Below are 15,032 nucleotides of genomic sequence, written 5' to 3'. Positions count from 1 at the left end.
CGGGCTCGATCAGTGTCCGCGCGCCGGTTCGCCGGTGTGCCCGGCCAGGAGCTCGGAGAACGGTGTGGGCGCGCTGAGCGTGCTGCCCGATGTGCGCCTGCGCGGCGTGTGCTCGCCCAGGAACCCGCCCACACCGGTCGCCTCCGCCACCACCAGCGCCGCGAATTCGCTGGCCGCCCGGTGGATCCGCTCGGTCAGCCCGGCCGATCCGAAATCCTCGGTGGCGGCGAACACGCCGGTCGGCACGACCACGGCCCGCAGGTAGCTGAACAGCGGCCGCATGGCGTGGTCGAGCACCAGGGCATGCCGGGGCGTCCCCGCGGTGGCGGCGATGAGCACCGGCATCCCGTTGAGCGCGTCGGTATCCAGCAGGTCGATGAACATTTTGAACAGTCCGCTGTAGCTGGCGGTGAACACCGGCGTCACCGCGATGACGCCGTCCGCGGCCGACACCCGATCGCGGACCGCCGCCAGTTCCGGCGTCGCCAACCCGCCGGTGGCGATGGTGGCCGCGAGATCCTTTGCCAGATCCCGCAATTCGATGACCTCGAACTCCGCGGCCTCACCCCGCCCGCCGACCGCGGTGGAGACCGCGGCGGCGAGCTGATCGGCGAGCAGGCGGGTGGACGACGGCTGGGACAATCCCGCCGTCAGCACCACGATGCGACGGGTCATGACGGTCAGGCCTCCGTCTCGTTCTCGATGCGCGCGCGGGCCGGCTCCACCAGGTGATGCGGTGCGTCGGGCCCGGCGGCCACCAGCGACGCGTGGGTGGGCGGATCACTCGGCACCCCGGCGGGGCGGCGCAGCTCGAATTCCTTGCGCAGCACCGGAACCACCTCGCGGCCCAGGATCTCGATCTGCTCCAGCACGACCTCGAGGGGAAGTCCGGCGTGATCCATCAGGAACAGCTGGCGCTGATAGTCCCCGGCGAAATCGGCGAATCCGAGCGTGCGCTCGATGACCATCTCCGGTGTGCCCACGGTCAGCGGCGTCAGCTCGGTGAACTCCTCGAGCGACGGGCCGTGCCCATACACCGGCGCGTTGTCGAAGTACGGCCGGAAGAACTTCTTGGCCGCCGCCTCGGTCTCGGCCATGAACACCTGCCCGCCCAGTCCCACGATGGCCTGGTCGGCGGAGCCGTGCCCGTAGTGTTCGAAGCGCTGCCGGTACAGCGCGATCATCTGCTGGGTGTGCTCCTTGTTCCAGAAGATGTTGTTGTGGAAGAACCCGTCCCCGTAATAGGCGGCCTGCTCCGCGATTTCCGGCGAGCGGATGGAGCCGTGCCAGACGAACGGCGGCGTGCCGTCCAGCGGTGCGGGCGTAGCGGTGAATCCCTGCAGGGGAGTGCGGAATTTGCCCTGCCAGTCCACGCGCTGTTCGCGCCACAGCCGTCGCAGCAGGTGGTAGTTCTCCACCGCCAGCGGCATGCCGTCACGAATGTCCTTGCCGAACCACGGGTACACCGGCCCGGTGTTGCCGCGCCCCATCATGAGGTCGACCCGGCCGCCGGCCAGATGCTGCAGCATGGCGAAGTCCTCGGCGATCTTCACCGGGTCGTTGGTGGTGATGAGCGTGGTCGCGGTGGACAGCACCAGATTCTGCGTCCTGGCGGCCACATAGCCGAGCATGGTGGTCGGCGAGGAGGGGACGAACGGCGGATTGTGGTGCTCTCCGGTGGCGAAGACGTCGAGGCCGACCTCTTCGGCTTTCAACGCGATCGCGACCATGGCCTGGATCCGCTCGGCCTCGCTGGGCGTGCGCCCGGTGGTCGGGTCGGTGGTCACATCGCCGACGGAAAAGATTCCGAATTGCACGGCACTCTCCTCTGATCCCACTTTGGTGGATATGTCAACCACCTTAACAGGCAGACGTCCGGTCCTATTCCTGACACGGCAATCCTGACCGGGTGCGGCAAATGCGGCGGATACCTGGAATAGTTGGGTCGGAACGCACAGAGACCGAGGCGAAAGCGGGGATTTTGGTGACTTCGACTGACGGTGTGACCGGGGTGAGCACGGCGAAGGATGCGCCTGCTCCGGCGAGCAGCACCCTCGAGCGCGATGTCCAGACCCTGGAAAAGGCGATCTACGAAGTCAAACGGGTGATCGTCGGCCAGGATCGGCTGGTCGAACGGCTTCTGGTCGGTGTGCTCGCGCGAGGCCATGTGCTGCTCGAGGGCGTGCCCGGCATCGCCAAGACCCTCGCCGTGGAAACCTTCGCAAAAGTGGTGGGCGGCAGCTTCTCTCGCGTCCAGTTCACCCCGGACCTGGTGCCCACCGACCTCGTCGGTACCCGCATCTACCGGCAGGGCCGCGAAGAGTTCGACACCGAACTCGGCCCGGTGGTGGCCAACTTCGTGCTCGCCGACGAGATCAACCGCGCGCCCGCCAAGGTGCAGTCCGCATTGCTCGAGGTGATGGCCGAGCGGCACGTGTCCATCGGCGGCAAGACCTACCCGATGCCGAACCCGTTCCTGGTCATGGCAACTCAGAACCCGATCGAGAGCGAAGGCGTCTACCCGCTGCCCGAGGCGCAGCGCGACCGCTTCCTGTTCAAGGTCGTCGTCGACTACCCGTCGGTGGAAGAGGAACGCGAGATCATCTACCGGATGGGCGTGACCCCGCCGGAGGCCAAGCGCATCCTCGACCCCGAAGAACTGGTGCGCCTGCAGAAGGTCGCCGCCAATACCTTCGTGCACCACGCGCTGGTCGACTACGTCGTGCGCGTCATCGCCGCCACCCGTAAGCCCCGCGACTTCGGGCTCGACGATGTGGCCGGGTGGATCTCCTACGGCGCCTCGCCGCGCGCCAGCCTCGGCATCATCGCCGCCGCGCGCGCCGTGGCCCTGATCCGCGGCCGCGACTACGTCGTCCCGCAGGACGTGGTCGAGGTGATCCCGGACGTGCTGCGCCACCGCCTGGTGCTGTCCTACGACGCTCTCGCCGACGAGATCACCCCCGACGAGGTCATCCGCCGCGTACTGCAGACCGTCGGCCTGCCGCAGGTCGCCCCGCAGGCCGTCGCCCCCGGTGGCGCGCCCGCGCCCGCGCCGATGCCTGCTCCCGCCGCGCCCGCCATGGGCCCGCACGGTGTGCCGCAGGGCCAGGGCATCCCGCAGCCGCCCGTGCAACAGGCTCCCAACGGTCAGCTCCCCGGGGTACCCGGCCAGCCGCAGGCCAAGTGAGGGCGGATTCGGATTCGGTTGCGCCCGTGACGAACTCCTCACCCCGCGATGCCACGCACGCCCCACCCTCGTTCCGGTCGGGGGAGCTCAGCGACGCCCGGCTGCAGGCGGCGCTGAAAACCCTCGAGCTCACCGTGCGCCGCCGCCTCGACGGCGTCCTGCACGGTGATCATCTGGGACTCATCCCCGGCCCGGGTTCCGAACCCGGCGACGCCCGGCTGTACCAGCCGGGTGACGATGTGCGCCAAATGGATTGGTCGGTCACCGCCCGCACCACCCACCCGCACGTGCGGCAGATGATCGCCGACCGCGAGCTGGAGACCTGGCTGGTCATCGACCTGTCGGCCAGCCTCGACTTCGGCACCGCGCTGTGCGAGAAACGCGATCTGGCCATTGCCGCCGCGGCCGCGGTCACCCATCTGACCAGCGGCGGCGGCAATCGGATCGGTGCGGTCGTCGCCAATGGCGAACAGCTCATTCGCATTCCGGCCCGCACCGGCCGGGTGCACGCGCAGACCATGCTGCGCAAGATCGCCACCACCCCGCATGCCCGCGACGGCGTGCGCGGTGACCTGCGCGGGGCCATCGAATCCCTGCGCCGGCCGCAGCGCAAACGCGGTCTGGCCGTGGTGATCTCCGATTTCCTCGGCGATATCGACTGGCAGCGGTCGCTGCGCGCCATCTCCGGCCGCCACGATCTGCTGGGTGTGGAGGTGCTCGACCCGCGCGATCTGGAACTGCCCGACGTGGGCGATGTGGTGCTGCACGACCCGGAAACCGGACGCACCCGCGAATTCAGCGTAACCCCCACGCTCCGTGCGGATTTCGCGGCCGCGGCGCAGAAGCATCGGGGTCAGGTCGAACAGGCGCTGCGCAGCTGCGGCGCGCCGGTCATGTCCCTGCGCACCGACCGCGACTGGATAGCCGATGTCGTCCGATTCGTGTCCACCAGGCGCCACACCTTCGGCGCCCCGAATGCCGGACAGGTGCCGCGACAGTGAGCATTTCGAACGTTCCCTTCAGCATTTCGCACTTCACGTCCGTGTTGTGGCTGGGCTTCCTGGCCGTGATCGCGCTGGCCGCACTGGGTTACGTGCTGGCGCAGCGGCGGCGGCGCAAACATCTGCTGCGGTTCTCGAATATGCAGCTGCTGGAGAAGGTCGCGCCGAATCAGCCGCGGCCGTGGCGGCATGTGCCCATCGCGCTGCTGCTGGTCGGCATGGTGTTCCTGACCATCGCCGCCGCCGGGCCGACCGCCGCCAAGAAGGTGCCCCGCAACCGGGCCACCGTCATGCTCGTCATGGACGTGTCGCTGTCCATGGAGGCCACCGACGTCGACCCCAGTCGCCTGATGGTCGCGCAGAAGGCGGCCAAGGAATTCGCGGACGGTCTCAACCCCGGCGTCAACCTCGGTCTGGTCACCTTCGCGGGCACGGCGGCCATCCAGGTGCAGCCGACCACCAACCGCGAAGCGGTGAAGGCGGCCATCGACAACATCAAACTGGCGCAGCGCACCGCGACCGGTGAGGGAATCTTCGCCGGGCTCAATGCCATCGACACGCTCGCCTCGGTGCTCGGCGGCGCGGAAACGCCACCGCCCGCGCGCATCATCCTGATGTCCGACGGTAAGCAGACGGTTCCGGTCTTCGAGGACTTCGACAACCCCCGCCACGAATACGTGGCCGCGCGGCTCGCGAAGGAGAAACAGGTCCCCATCTCGACCATCTCCTTCGGCACCGCCGACGGCACGGTCGAGATCCCGGGCGAGGACGGCAAGGGTTCGCGTCGCGTCCCCGTGGCCGTGGACGACGACGCCATGCGCGAGGTGGCGCGCCTGTCCGGCGGACAGTTCTACAGCGCCTCCAGCCTCACCGAACTCTCCACCGTCTACGACACGCTCGAACAGCAGATCGGCTTCGAAACCACCATGGGCGACGCGAGCCGCCCGTGGCTGCTGCTCGGGCTGCTGGTCAGCACCACCGGCGTGGTGCTCGGACTGCTCTATCGGCAGCGACTGCCGTAGTCCCGCGACCCGATCGACGGCAGGCACGACATGCGGAGGCGGCGTTCCGAATTCGGAACGCCGCCTCCGCTTCGCGCGCGGAAAACGCTCGGCGGGAACGCGGGTGGTCGGGTAGTGGCGTGCTCGGCGGACCAGGTAGGTTGATCCGCATGTCGAACTTCACATCCCGCTCGGTGCTGGTCACGGGCGGCAATCGCGGTATCGGCCTCGCGGTTGCCCAGCGGCTGGCCGCAGACGGGCACAAGGTTGCCGTGACTCACCGTGGGTCGGGGGTGCCGGAGGGTCTCTTCGGCGTGAAATGCGATGTGACCGATACGGAATCGGTCGATCGGGCGTTCAGTGAGGTCGAGGCGCACCAGGGTCCGGTCGAGGTGCTCGTCGCCAACGCGGGCATCACCGATGACACGCTGCTCATGCGGATGAGCGAGGAGCAGTTCACCCGCGTCATCGATGCCAACCTCACCGGTGCCTTCCGCTGCGCCAAGCGCGCCAACCGGGCGATGCTGCGGGCGAAGTGGGGCCGCATGATCTTCCTGGGTTCGGTGGTCGGTCTGGGCGGTGGCCCGGGGCAGATCAACTACGCCTCCTCCAAGGCCGGCGTGGTGGGTCTGGCGCGCTCGGTAACCCGTGAACTCGGTTCGCGCAACATCACCGCGAATGTGGTCGCGCCCGGCTTCATCGAAACCGATATGACCGCGGAACTGCCCGACGATCTTCGCGACACCGCCAAGAAGTTCATCCCGCTGCAGCGCCTCGGTCAGCCTGAGGAGGTCGCCGCGGTGATCAGCTTCCTGGCCTCCGAGGATTCCCGCTACGTGTCCGGCGCGATCATTCCGGTCGACGGCGGAATGGGCATGGGCCACTAGGCCCGCCTCGCATCAGACAGCCCCAAGCCCCCTTTCAACGAGGAGAACCGACCAACCCATGGGATTGCTCGAAGGCAAAACTGTCCTCATCACCGGCATCATCACCGACTCGTCGATCGCCTTCCACGCGGCTGCGGTCGCGCAGGAGCAGGGCGCGAAGGTGATCATCACCGGTATTCCGGAGCGGCTGCGGCTGATCGACCGGATCGCCAAGCGCCTGCCGCAGGAGGTGCCCCCGGCGATCGGCCTGGACGTCACCAGCGAAGAGGACCTGGCGGTCCTGCCGGAGAAGCTGCGTGAGCTCGCGCCCGAGGGCATCGACGGCGTGCTGCACTCGATCGCCTTCGCCCCGCGCACCCTGATGGGCCCCGAGGCCAAGCCGTTCCTCGACGGCCCCGGCCCGGACGCCTCCAAGGCCTTCGAGATCTCGGCGTGGTCCTACGCCTCGCTGGCGCGCGCCGTGCTCCCCGCCATGAACGAGGGCGGCTCCATCGTGGGCATGGACTTCGATCCGCGCACCGCCATGCCGTACTACAACTGGATGGGCGTCGCCAAGGCCGCGCTCGAGTCGGTGAACCGGTACGTGGCGCGAGAGGTGGGCGAGGCCAAGCGGATTCGCTCCAACCTGATCGCCGCGGGCCCGATCAAGACCCTCGCGGCCAAGGCCATCGCGGGCACCGCCACCGATGACGCCAAGCAGCTGAACATGCTGAACACCTACTGGGACGGCGCCTCTCCGATCGGCTGGGATGTCGACGACCCGACCGTGGTCGCCAAGTCCATCGTCACCATGCTCTCGGACTGGCTGCCCGGCACCACCGGCTCCATCATCTACGTGGACGGCGGCGCCAGCCACAACACCTGGTTCCCCGCCGAGGGTTTCGGCGCGAACTGATCTCGTTCGACAACTGAGGAGGCACGCACCGTGGATCGGGCCACCGATCAGGCTCGCAGCGCAGACGCACTGCTCCTACTGTCCTTCGGTGGACCCGAATGCCCCGAGGACGTGATGCCGTTCCTGGAGAACGTCACTCGCGGTCGGGGCGTGCCGCCCGAGCGCCTCGCCGAAGTCGCCCAGCACTATCTGCACTTCGGCGGGGTCTCACCCATCAACGCCCTGAACCTCGACATCATCAAGGCGATCGAGGCCGAATTCGCTTCGCGCGGAATCGAATTGCCGGTCTACTTCGGCAACCGCAACTGGCATCCGATGGTGGAGGACACCGTCGAACGCATGCGCGCCGACGGAATCCGTTCCGCCGTAGTGTTTCCCACTTCCGCGTGGGGCGGCTACTCCGGCTGCAAACAGTACGACGAGGACATCCTGCGTGCCCGCGCGGCGGTGGCCGACGCGCCGGATATGGTGAAACTTCGTCAGTACTACGACCATCCGCTGTTCATCGACGCATTCGCCGACGCCATTCGCGCGGCCGTCGCCGAGCTACCCGAGGACCGGCGTGCCGGTGCGCGGCTGGTCTTCACCGCCCACTCCATCCCGGTCTCGGCCGATATCGCCTCCGGCCCACCGGAAGAACGCGAACTCTACAGCCGCCAGGTCCGGGAAGCCGCCCGATTGTGCGCCGCCGCAACCGGTTTCGACGACTACGATGTCGTCTGGCAGTCTCGCTCCGGCCCGCCGCACATCCCCTGGCTCGACCCCGACATCGTCGACCACCTCGACCTGCTCGCCGAGCGCGCGGTGAACGCCGTCGTCATCTGCCCCATCGGCTTCGTCTCCGACCACCTCGAGGTCATCTGGGATCTCGACAACGAGGCGAAAGAGCGTGCGGCCGAACTGAATATGGCCTTCGCGCGCACCGCCACCCCGGGCCCGGACCCGCGCTTCGCGCGCATGGTCGCCGACCTCGTCGACGAATACCTCGCCGCCGCCACCCCTGCCAAGTTGAGCCCCATGCCGGCTCTGGGCTGCACGCGCAACGGTGACACCTGCGCCCCCGGCTGCTGCGAGATGCCGGCTCGCCGCCCCTCCTGAGGGGTGTCGCGCGGGGTGCACCGAGCGGACGTTAGGTCGAGTTGCCCAGGGTGAACTGGGATTTCGCTCCCTGGTCGCGCGCGCTCGGCCGGGTGACTGTAATCTGCGCCGGTGGACAGAGTAGGTAGCCGTCCCGGTCGACGGGAACAAGGTCCGTATCGCGAGGGTGGACGCAGTGGCGGGACCCCTCCCCGCAGAAGAGCTCTGGGGCGACCCGACTGGTTCGTCTGGATACCGGTGCTGGCGTTGCTGGAAGCTGCCGCGATCCTTGCCACCATCGCCTCCTCCACCCCCTTCGCGGTGGGTGCGCTGGCGGCGGCGCTGGTCCTGGTGCTCTTCGACTCCTGGCTGAATCGATAACCGGCACAGGAGAATTCATTTCAGGACGTTGATGGCCCGAGCGATGACGAGACTCATGGTGACCAAGGCGATGGCGGACTGCGCCATCATCAGCGTCTTGGCCCACCGGGACATGGGCATCACATCGGTCGGGCTGAACGCCGTCGCATTCGTGAACGACAAATACAGGTAATCCGGAAACTGCGGCTCCCACTCCGGATCCGTCAACGCCTGATTCTGCATCTGTACGAAAAGAAAATCGGGATACTGCTGCCGGTTGTGCGCCCGCGCCGCCGGCCCACCCCGATCGAATCCCCAATACCAGAGCCCGAATACGAGCACATTGGTGAGCCACACTCCGGCCCCGGTGGTGAGCAGCACCCGTGGATCATTGCTCACCGCGCCGTCGATCAGCCCGATCACCAGCTGCCACACCGACCACACCATGGCGAACCCCAGCAACGCGTCCAGGCACAAACTGAACCTGCGCAGCCACACCTCTTCCCGGTCCAACCGCACCGGACTCGCCACGATCAACACCACCAGCAGCGTGAAGCCCACCGTCGGCACCACCCACCGCGGCCCGAACGTGAACTGCCCCGGCAGGTAGTACTGCAACACCATGATCCCCACCACGGCCGCCGTCGCCGCCCACCGCGATTCACCCGCGGTACGCCGCGCCCACGCCGGTACCTGATCATCGCCGAGCTCTTTCCCGGACCCGCTCACGCCATGCAGTATCACCCGCCGGAGAGATCCGGACCGGCAGCGACGCCGAATCCGCTCAGGGGCATTTCACACTCCGCCACCCCGGCGCGCCGCTGGACGTGTCGCCACGACGGCGAAGTTCAGTGGAATACGCGGTGCTCCGTCGGGCAGTGCCCAGCCTTCCGGGCAGGCGATCAGGCCGGGAAGGCCGGGCCAGTCCATGTAGGGGAGTTCGTGAACAGCCTCGATGCGGAGCCCGGCCCGCAGCAGTGCGCCGATGACCTCGGCCAGATCATGACGCCATTCATGGACGGTGGTGTGGGCGATCGCGGCGGCCGCCGGGCCGGTGTAGGTGCCCGTGTCGTCGTAGGTGCGGGTGCCGCCACCGGAGAGGTAGTCGTCGGTGATCTCCCAGGGCTGGAACGCCATCGCGCCCAGAATCGGGTGGTCGTCGCGGATGAGGAAGAGTCCGCCGGGCTCGAGGAGATCGTGGATGGACCGAGCCCAGTCGGTGAGATCGGGGAGCCACACGATGGTTCCGGCGCTGGTGACCACGATGTCGAAGCGGCGGTCGATGCGGTCGCAGGCATAGCGCGCGTCGGCCTCCACCCAGGTGATGTCGCGCCCATCGGCCCGCGCGAGGCGCTCGGCATGCCGGAGGGAGTTGGGGGAGAGGTCGAGGCCGTGCACCTCGACCGCGCCGAGGCGAGCCCAGGAGATGGTGTCCTGGCCGATATGGCACTGCAGGTGCAGCAGTGAACGGTCCACGATCCCGGTGCCGGGGAGGTGGGGTGCGAGTACCGAAAGGTCGTTGCGCACAACGGAAGAGATGTGGGTGGGGTCGGCGAGAAAGCCGTCGACGTCGTACAGCCGTGAGCGGACGTGGATCTCGGCGCGGTCGTCCCAGTTCGCGCGGTTGGCGGCGATGGCCTCGGTGTCGTGCATGGCCGGTCCTCTCGGTGTGCGGATCAGGAACGCCATTTTTCTATCACAGGTGTGATACAAAAGCGCTCGGGTTTTCTACACTGTCCCGGTGCCTGTTCACGTGGATGCTGATGCGCGCCGGCGTCATATCGTCGAGGCCGCGCTGCGGCTCGTGGTCACGGGAGGTAGTGCGGCGGCGACCTTTCGGAAGGTCGCGGCGGAATCGGGGCTGAACATCGGATCCGTGCGGCACTACTTCGCCGATCACGAGTCGCTGATCGTCGCCGTGGTCACCGAGGTGGGGGATCGCATGGGCCGTCGGCTCACCCGGCACGCCGCGCCCACGGCGGGGGATCGGGATGCCGCGAAACGGCATCTGCTCGCGGTGCTCGACGAGGTGATGCCGCTGGATGCCGAAAGGCACCGGGAGGCAATCATTCTCATGGAGGTGATCGCCGCCTCGCGGTTGAGTCCGGCCTTCGAACCCGTGGTGCGCCGGATGGCCGCGGATCTGCGGCAGGTGCTCATGGACGCGGTGGCCGCCGTCGGTGTGGGCGATCCGGGGCTCGAGGCCGTCCGCTTGGCGGCGCTGGTGTCCGGGCTGTCGCTGGATGCGGTCACGCCGCACGGGGCGGTGTCCCCGGAGACGATCCGTGCTGTGCTCGCGAGCCACGTCGGGACGCTGTGAGCGATTTCCCGGTGGCCTGCGCGGGTCTGATTCGCGCGGGCGGCCGAGGTACGGCATGGTTGACCCACCATGAGCGACAGCGAATCACTCCCGACCGGACGGTGGCGGCACGGCGTCCGGCTGGCACTGTGTATCGCGTTCCTGCTCGTGCTGTTCTATCTCGTCGCGGTGGCGCGAGTGATCGACGTCGGTGCCGTGCGCGATCTGATCGCGGAGACGGGACCGCTCGCACCGGTGGTCTACGCGCTGGTATCGGCTCTGCTCGGCGCGATACTCGTGCCGGGACCGATTCTGGCGGCAGGGAGCGGGCTGCTGTTCGGACCGCTGGTGGGAACGTTCGTCACCCTGGGCGCGACGGTCGGGACCGCGACGATCTCCGGATTCCTGGGCCGTCGAGCCGGACGATCCAGTGCGCGCGGACTGCTGGGGGCCGAACGCGCCGATCGCCTCGACGCGCAGATCGAACGGCGCGGCCTGTGGGTGGTGGTGGGGCAGCGCTTCATCCCCGGCGCTCCGGACGCACTGTCCTCCTATGCGTTCGGCGCGTTGGGAATTCCCCTGTGGCAGTTGGCCGCCGGAGCGTTCATCGGCTCCGCGCCCCGCGCGTTCGTCTACACCGCGCTGGGTGCGTCGATCGGCGATCTGTCCGCGCCGCTCGCCTATGCCGCCATCACCGTGTGGTGCGTCGTGGCGATCATCGGAGCGTTCGCCGCGCATCGCGGCTATCGGGGCTGGCGGCGATCCCGGGATCAGGGTGTGCGCGGCGGGCGTTCCGCTCACGCCGAGCCGGTGGAGTAGCCGAAGAAATCGGTGTCGCAGCCCTGCTTTCACCGAGCCGGAATTCCCTCCCCCTTCAACGTATATCGCACCCCGGGGCTTGCGGCAAGGCCCGGGGCAGGGCGCACAATCGTCGGCCGGAAGCGATTACCTGCGGAAACAGGGAATGGGGCACTTCATGTTCGATGTGATCGTCGTGGGCGGCGGACCTACCGGCCTGATGCTGGCGGGTGAACTGCGACTGCACGATCTGCGTGTGGTCGTGCTGGAGAAGGAGGCCGAGCAACCGAAGTTCGTGCGGGCACTGGGCGTGCACGCGCGCACCATGGAGGTGCTGGAGCAGCGCGGGATGCTGGAGCCGTTCTTCACACTGGGAACGACCCATCCGCTGCGGGGGTTCTTCGCGGCGATCGACAAACCCGCGCCGGAGCGGCTGGACACCACACACCCGTACACGCTGGGCCTGCCGCAGACGATCATCGATCGGCTGCTGGAGGAGCACGCGCGCGCGGCCGGGGCGGAGGTCCGGCGCGGGTGCGAACTGGTCGGGCTGGCACAGGACGATACGGGGGTGACGGCCGAGCTGGCCGACGGAACCCGGGTGCGGGGGCGGTACCTCATCGGATGCGACGGTGGGCGCAGCACGGTGCGCAAACTGCTCGGCATCGGCTTTCCCGGTGAACCGGCGCGCACCGAGACCCTGCTCGGCGAGATGGAGGCGACCATGCCGGTGGCGGAGGTGAACGCCCTGGTGGCCGAAATCCGCACGACCGTCAAGAACTTCGGCCTCGGCAAGATCACCGAAGACACCTACCGGGTCGTCGTGCCCGCCGCGCAGGTGAGCGAGGACCGCACGGTCGCTCCCACTCTCGACGAGTTCCGCGCACAGCTGAAGGCGTACGCGGGCACGGACTTCGGCGTGCACTCACCCCGCTGGCTGTCCCGATTCACCGACGCCACGCGGCAGGCCGAGCGCTACCGGGACGGCCGCGTCCTGCTGGCCGGAGACGCCGCGCACGTCCATCCACCCATGGGCGGGCAGGGACTCAACCTCGGTATCCAGGACGCCTTCAACCTGGGCTGGAAACTGGCCGCCGCCGTACGGGGCTGGGCGCCGGGCGGACTGCTGGATTCCTATGAGGCCGAACGGCATCCGGTGGCCGCCGCGGTGCTGGACAACACCCGCGCCCAATCCGTGCTCATGTCCACCGAGGCGGGCCCGCAGTCGGTGCGCCGCCTGCTCTCCGAACTCATGGATTTCGAGGAGGTCACCCGCTATCTGATCGAGAAGCTCATCGCCGTGAACATCCGCTACGACTTCGGCGCCGGCCCGGACCTACTCGGCCGTCGCCTGCGCAACCTGCCCCTGAAACACGGCAACCTCTACGACCTGATGCACGCGGGCCGGGGCGTGCTGCTCGACCAGACCGGCGGTCTCACGGTCTCCGGCTGGTCCGATCGAGTCGACCATGTCGTCGACATCAGCGAGGAACTCGACGCACCCGCCGTCCTGCTGCGCCCCGACGGCCACGTGGCCTGGCTCGGCGCCGACCAGCACACGCTCGACGATCAGCTGACCCGCTGGTTCGGCAGCGCCACCTGACATCCCGCGGCAACTGCGGCGCATTGTCCACCGAATCCAGCGGATAGACCGCTCGATCCGGGATCTCTTGTGCACACCGGAACTGCAGGCGCTCAGCCGTTGGCGAGGCTACGGGCGATGACCAGGCGCTGGATCTGGTTGGTGCCCTCGAAGATCTGGGTGATCTTGGCTTCGCGCATGTAGCGCTCGACGGGGAAGTCCTGGGTGTAGCCGTAGCCGCCGAAGACCTGGACGGCGTCGGTGGTGACCTTCATGGCGGCGTCGGTGGCGGTGAGTTTGGCGACGCTGGCCTGGCGGGAGTAGGGCAGGCCAGCGTCGCGGCGGCGGGCGGCGTCGAGGTAGGTGGCGCGGGCGGAGTCGACGGCGGCGGCCATGTCGGCGAGGACGAAACCGAGGCCCTGGTGGTCGATGATGGGGCGGCCGAAGGCTTCTCGCTCCTTGGCGTAGGCGACGGCGTCGTCGAGGGCACGCTGGGCGATGCCGGTGGCGACGGCGGCGATGCCGAGTCGGCCGGAGTCCAGGGCGGAGAAGGCGATCGGGAGGCCCTGTCCGGCAGCGCCGATCAGGCGTTCGGCGGGCAGGAAGGCGTCGTCGTAGGCGGCCGTGGTGGTGGGGACCGCGCGCAGGCCCATCTTCTCCTCGGGCTTGCCGAAGGACAGGCCCGCGAGGTCGGCGGGCACCAGGAAGCAGGAGATGCCGCGCGAGCCCTCGCCGGTGCGGGCGAACAGGGTGTAGTAGTCGGCCTTGCCGCCGTTGGTGATCCACGCCTTGGTGCCGGTGAGCCGGTAGCCGCCGTCGGCTTCGACGGCCCGGCAGCGCAGTGCCGCCGCATCCGATCCGGCGTGCTCCTCGGACAGGCTGTACGCGCCGACCAGATTCCCGGACAGCATCTCCGGCAGCCAGCGCTGCTTCTGCTCGTCGGTGCCGAACGCGAACAGCGGGTGACAGGACAGGCTGTGCACGCTCACCGCCACGGCCACGGCCGCCCAGCGCGCACCCAGTTCCTCGAGCACCTGCAGGTACACCTCGTACGGCTGCCCGCCGCCGCCGAACTCCTCCGGATACGGCAGGCTCAGCAGCCCGGCCGCGCCGAGCGCACGGAACGCCTCGTCCGGATATCGCTGCTGCTTCTCGTATTCGGCGGCGTGCGGTTCGAGGACCTTGTCGGCGATCTCGCGGGTGAGCTCGATCAGGTCGCGAGCCTCGGTGGTGGGGAGCAGGCGTTCGACGGGCATGGAGTCACAGTACGTCCAGCATCCAATTGCGTGCAATACAGCACGCAATTTTGGCCGGCGGCTACACTGACGTCGTGGTTTCCGGCCTGCCCCCGAACAAACATCAGGAGAAGAGCCTGCGCACGCGGGCCCTGCTGCTGGACGGCGCCATCGACAGCCTGGCCGAGGTGGGGTACGCGAGCGCGTCGATCGCCGATATCACCGCGCGCGCGGGGGTGACGCGCGGGGCGCAGCTGCACCACTTCCACACCCGGCAGGAACTGTTCGCGCAGACCATCGAGCATCTGACCCAGCGCCAGCGCGAAGCGCTGCAGCGGCGGACACGGAATCTGAGCGCGACGGCGTCCTCGGGAGAGGTGCTGGTGGAGTTCGTGACCGCGCCCTTCTCCGGCAAACTCGGCAAGGCCGCGGTGGAGTTGTACGTCGGCATCGCCAATGACAGGGAGCTGCGGCGGGACATGCTGCGGGTGCAGCACGATCTGACCGTCGAACTGCTCGACGCCTGCGCGCAGCGCATCGATATCGCGCGCGAACGACTCGAATCCGCGTTCTGGCTGACCATCAACCTGGTGCGCGGCGCGACCCTGGACGAGATGGTGGGCCGGGATCGGCTGCGCCGCAAGCAGGTTCTCGCGGAATGGGCACGCCTGGCGGACGGGCTGCTGCAACCCGGCATCGACTGAAATCCG

The 15,032-nt window shown here is 68.3% G+C and carries 16 protein-coding genes; 11 read left to right on the top strand and 5 right to left on the bottom strand.

Features of this window, described 5'->3' with window-relative positions; all coding sequences use genetic code 11:
- Nucleotides 1-9: 9 nt before the first annotated feature.
- Together JK358_RS22680 and JK358_RS22675 are read right to left on the bottom strand one after the other, a co-directional pair.
- On the bottom strand, nt 10-675 hold the full coding sequence (locus tag JK358_RS22680) for an FMN reductase (protein WP_201949952.1): 666 nt from the start codon (nt 673-675) through the stop codon (nt 10-12).
- Between the two features lie 5 nt (nt 676-680).
- A complete protein-coding gene (locus JK358_RS22675; RefSeq protein ID WP_201949951.1) occupies nt 681-1,817 on the bottom strand; it encodes an LLM class flavin-dependent oxidoreductase in 1,137 nt (378 codons plus the stop codon).
- 167 nt (nt 1,818-1,984) lie between these two features.
- On the opposite strand from JK358_RS22675, the gene JK358_RS22670 reads away from it, so the two are divergent.
- The 7 genes from JK358_RS22670 (at nt 1,985) to JK358_RS40095 (ending at nt 8,429) form a co-directional block, all read left to right on the top strand.
- Nucleotides 1,985-3,187 carry an AAA family ATPase gene (locus JK358_RS22670; RefSeq protein WP_372440698.1) on the top strand — a complete coding sequence of 401 codons (1,203 nt, stop codon included), beginning with the start codon at nt 1,985-1,987 and terminating at the stop codon, nt 3,185-3,187.
- A 26-nt stretch (nt 3,188-3,213) separates the two neighbouring features.
- A complete protein-coding gene (locus JK358_RS22665) occupies nt 3,214-4,188 on the top strand; it encodes a DUF58 domain-containing protein (RefSeq protein WP_201949949.1) in 975 nt (324 codons plus the stop codon).
- Nucleotides 4,185-5,210 carry a VWA domain-containing protein gene (locus JK358_RS22660; protein WP_307817678.1) on the top strand — a complete coding sequence of 342 codons (1,026 nt, stop codon included), beginning with the start codon at nt 4,185-4,187 and terminating at the stop codon, nt 5,208-5,210. The genes JK358_RS22665 and JK358_RS22660 overlap by 4 nt, the downstream gene beginning before the upstream one ends.
- Before the next feature lie 149 nt (nt 5,211-5,359).
- Nucleotides 5,360-6,076: a 3-oxoacyl-ACP reductase FabG1 gene (gene fabG1 / locus JK358_RS22655; RefSeq protein ID WP_201949947.1), complete on the top strand. Its 717-nt coding sequence runs from the start codon at nt 5,360-5,362 to the stop codon at nt 6,074-6,076.
- A gap of 58 nt (nt 6,077-6,134) precedes the next feature.
- Nucleotides 6,135-6,971 carry an NADH-dependent enoyl-ACP reductase InhA gene (gene inhA, locus JK358_RS22650; protein ID WP_201949945.1) on the top strand — a complete coding sequence of 279 codons (837 nt, stop codon included), beginning with the start codon at nt 6,135-6,137 and terminating at the stop codon, nt 6,969-6,971.
- A gap of 30 nt (nt 6,972-7,001) precedes the next feature.
- The gene (locus JK358_RS22645) at nt 7,002-8,069 is read left to right on the top strand and encodes a ferrochelatase (RefSeq protein ID WP_201949943.1); all 1,068 of its coding nucleotides are present in this window, start codon (nt 7,002-7,004) and stop codon (nt 8,067-8,069) included.
- Between the two features lie 237 nt (nt 8,070-8,306).
- A complete protein-coding gene (locus tag JK358_RS40095) occupies nt 8,307-8,429 on the top strand; it encodes a hypothetical protein (RefSeq protein WP_269811871.1) in 123 nt (40 codons plus the stop codon).
- Nucleotides 8,430-8,444: 15 nt separating this feature from the next.
- Here JK358_RS40095 and JK358_RS22640 read toward each other — a convergent pair whose 3' ends face one another.
- The gene (locus JK358_RS22640) at nt 8,445-9,137 is read right to left on the bottom strand and encodes a hypothetical protein (protein WP_201949941.1); all 693 of its coding nucleotides are present in this window, start codon (nt 9,135-9,137) and stop codon (nt 8,445-8,447) included.
- Nucleotides 9,138-9,203: 66 nt separating this feature from the next.
- Complete coding sequence (locus JK358_RS22635) at nt 9,204-10,061, bottom strand: class I SAM-dependent methyltransferase (protein WP_201949938.1); 858 nt, start codon at nt 10,059-10,061, stop codon at nt 9,204-9,206.
- Between the two features lie 88 nt (nt 10,062-10,149).
- Between JK358_RS22635 and JK358_RS22630 the strand changes: the two genes are divergently transcribed.
- The 3 genes from JK358_RS22630 (at nt 10,150) to rox (ending at nt 13,108) form a co-directional block, all read left to right on the top strand.
- Nucleotides 10,150-10,728 (top strand): TetR/AcrR family transcriptional regulator, encoded by a 579-nt coding sequence (locus tag JK358_RS22630; RefSeq protein WP_201949935.1) that lies wholly within the window; start codon nt 10,150-10,152, stop codon nt 10,726-10,728.
- Nucleotides 10,729-10,797: 69 nt separating this feature from the next.
- Nucleotides 10,798-11,526, top strand: coding sequence for a TVP38/TMEM64 family protein (locus tag JK358_RS22625; protein ID WP_201949928.1), 729 nt, complete (start codon nt 10,798-10,800; stop codon nt 11,524-11,526).
- A 157-nt stretch (nt 11,527-11,683) separates the two neighbouring features.
- Entirely contained in the window at nt 11,684-13,108 is a 1,425-nt protein-coding gene (gene rox / locus JK358_RS22620) for a rifampin monooxygenase (RefSeq protein ID WP_201950266.1), read from the top strand.
- A gap of 92 nt (nt 13,109-13,200) precedes the next feature.
- Here rox and JK358_RS22615 read toward each other — a convergent pair whose 3' ends face one another.
- A complete protein-coding gene (locus tag JK358_RS22615) occupies nt 13,201-14,343 on the bottom strand; it encodes an acyl-CoA dehydrogenase family protein (RefSeq protein WP_201949925.1) in 1,143 nt (380 codons plus the stop codon).
- Between the two features lie 74 nt (nt 14,344-14,417).
- Between JK358_RS22615 and JK358_RS22610 the strand changes: the two genes are divergently transcribed.
- Nucleotides 14,418-15,026 (top strand): TetR/AcrR family transcriptional regulator, encoded by a 609-nt coding sequence (locus JK358_RS22610; RefSeq protein ID WP_201949920.1) that lies wholly within the window; start codon nt 14,418-14,420, stop codon nt 15,024-15,026.
- The last annotated feature ends 6 nt before the right edge of the window (nt 15,027-15,032 follow it).

Origin of the sequence: Nocardia acididurans, assembly GCF_016741815.1 — a bacterium.
GTDB lineage: Bacteria > Actinomycetota > Actinomycetes > Mycobacteriales > Mycobacteriaceae > Nocardia > Nocardia acididurans.
The sequence above is the reverse complement of the archived record's forward strand: the minus strand, read 5'-3'. Positions and strand labels throughout refer to the sequence as shown.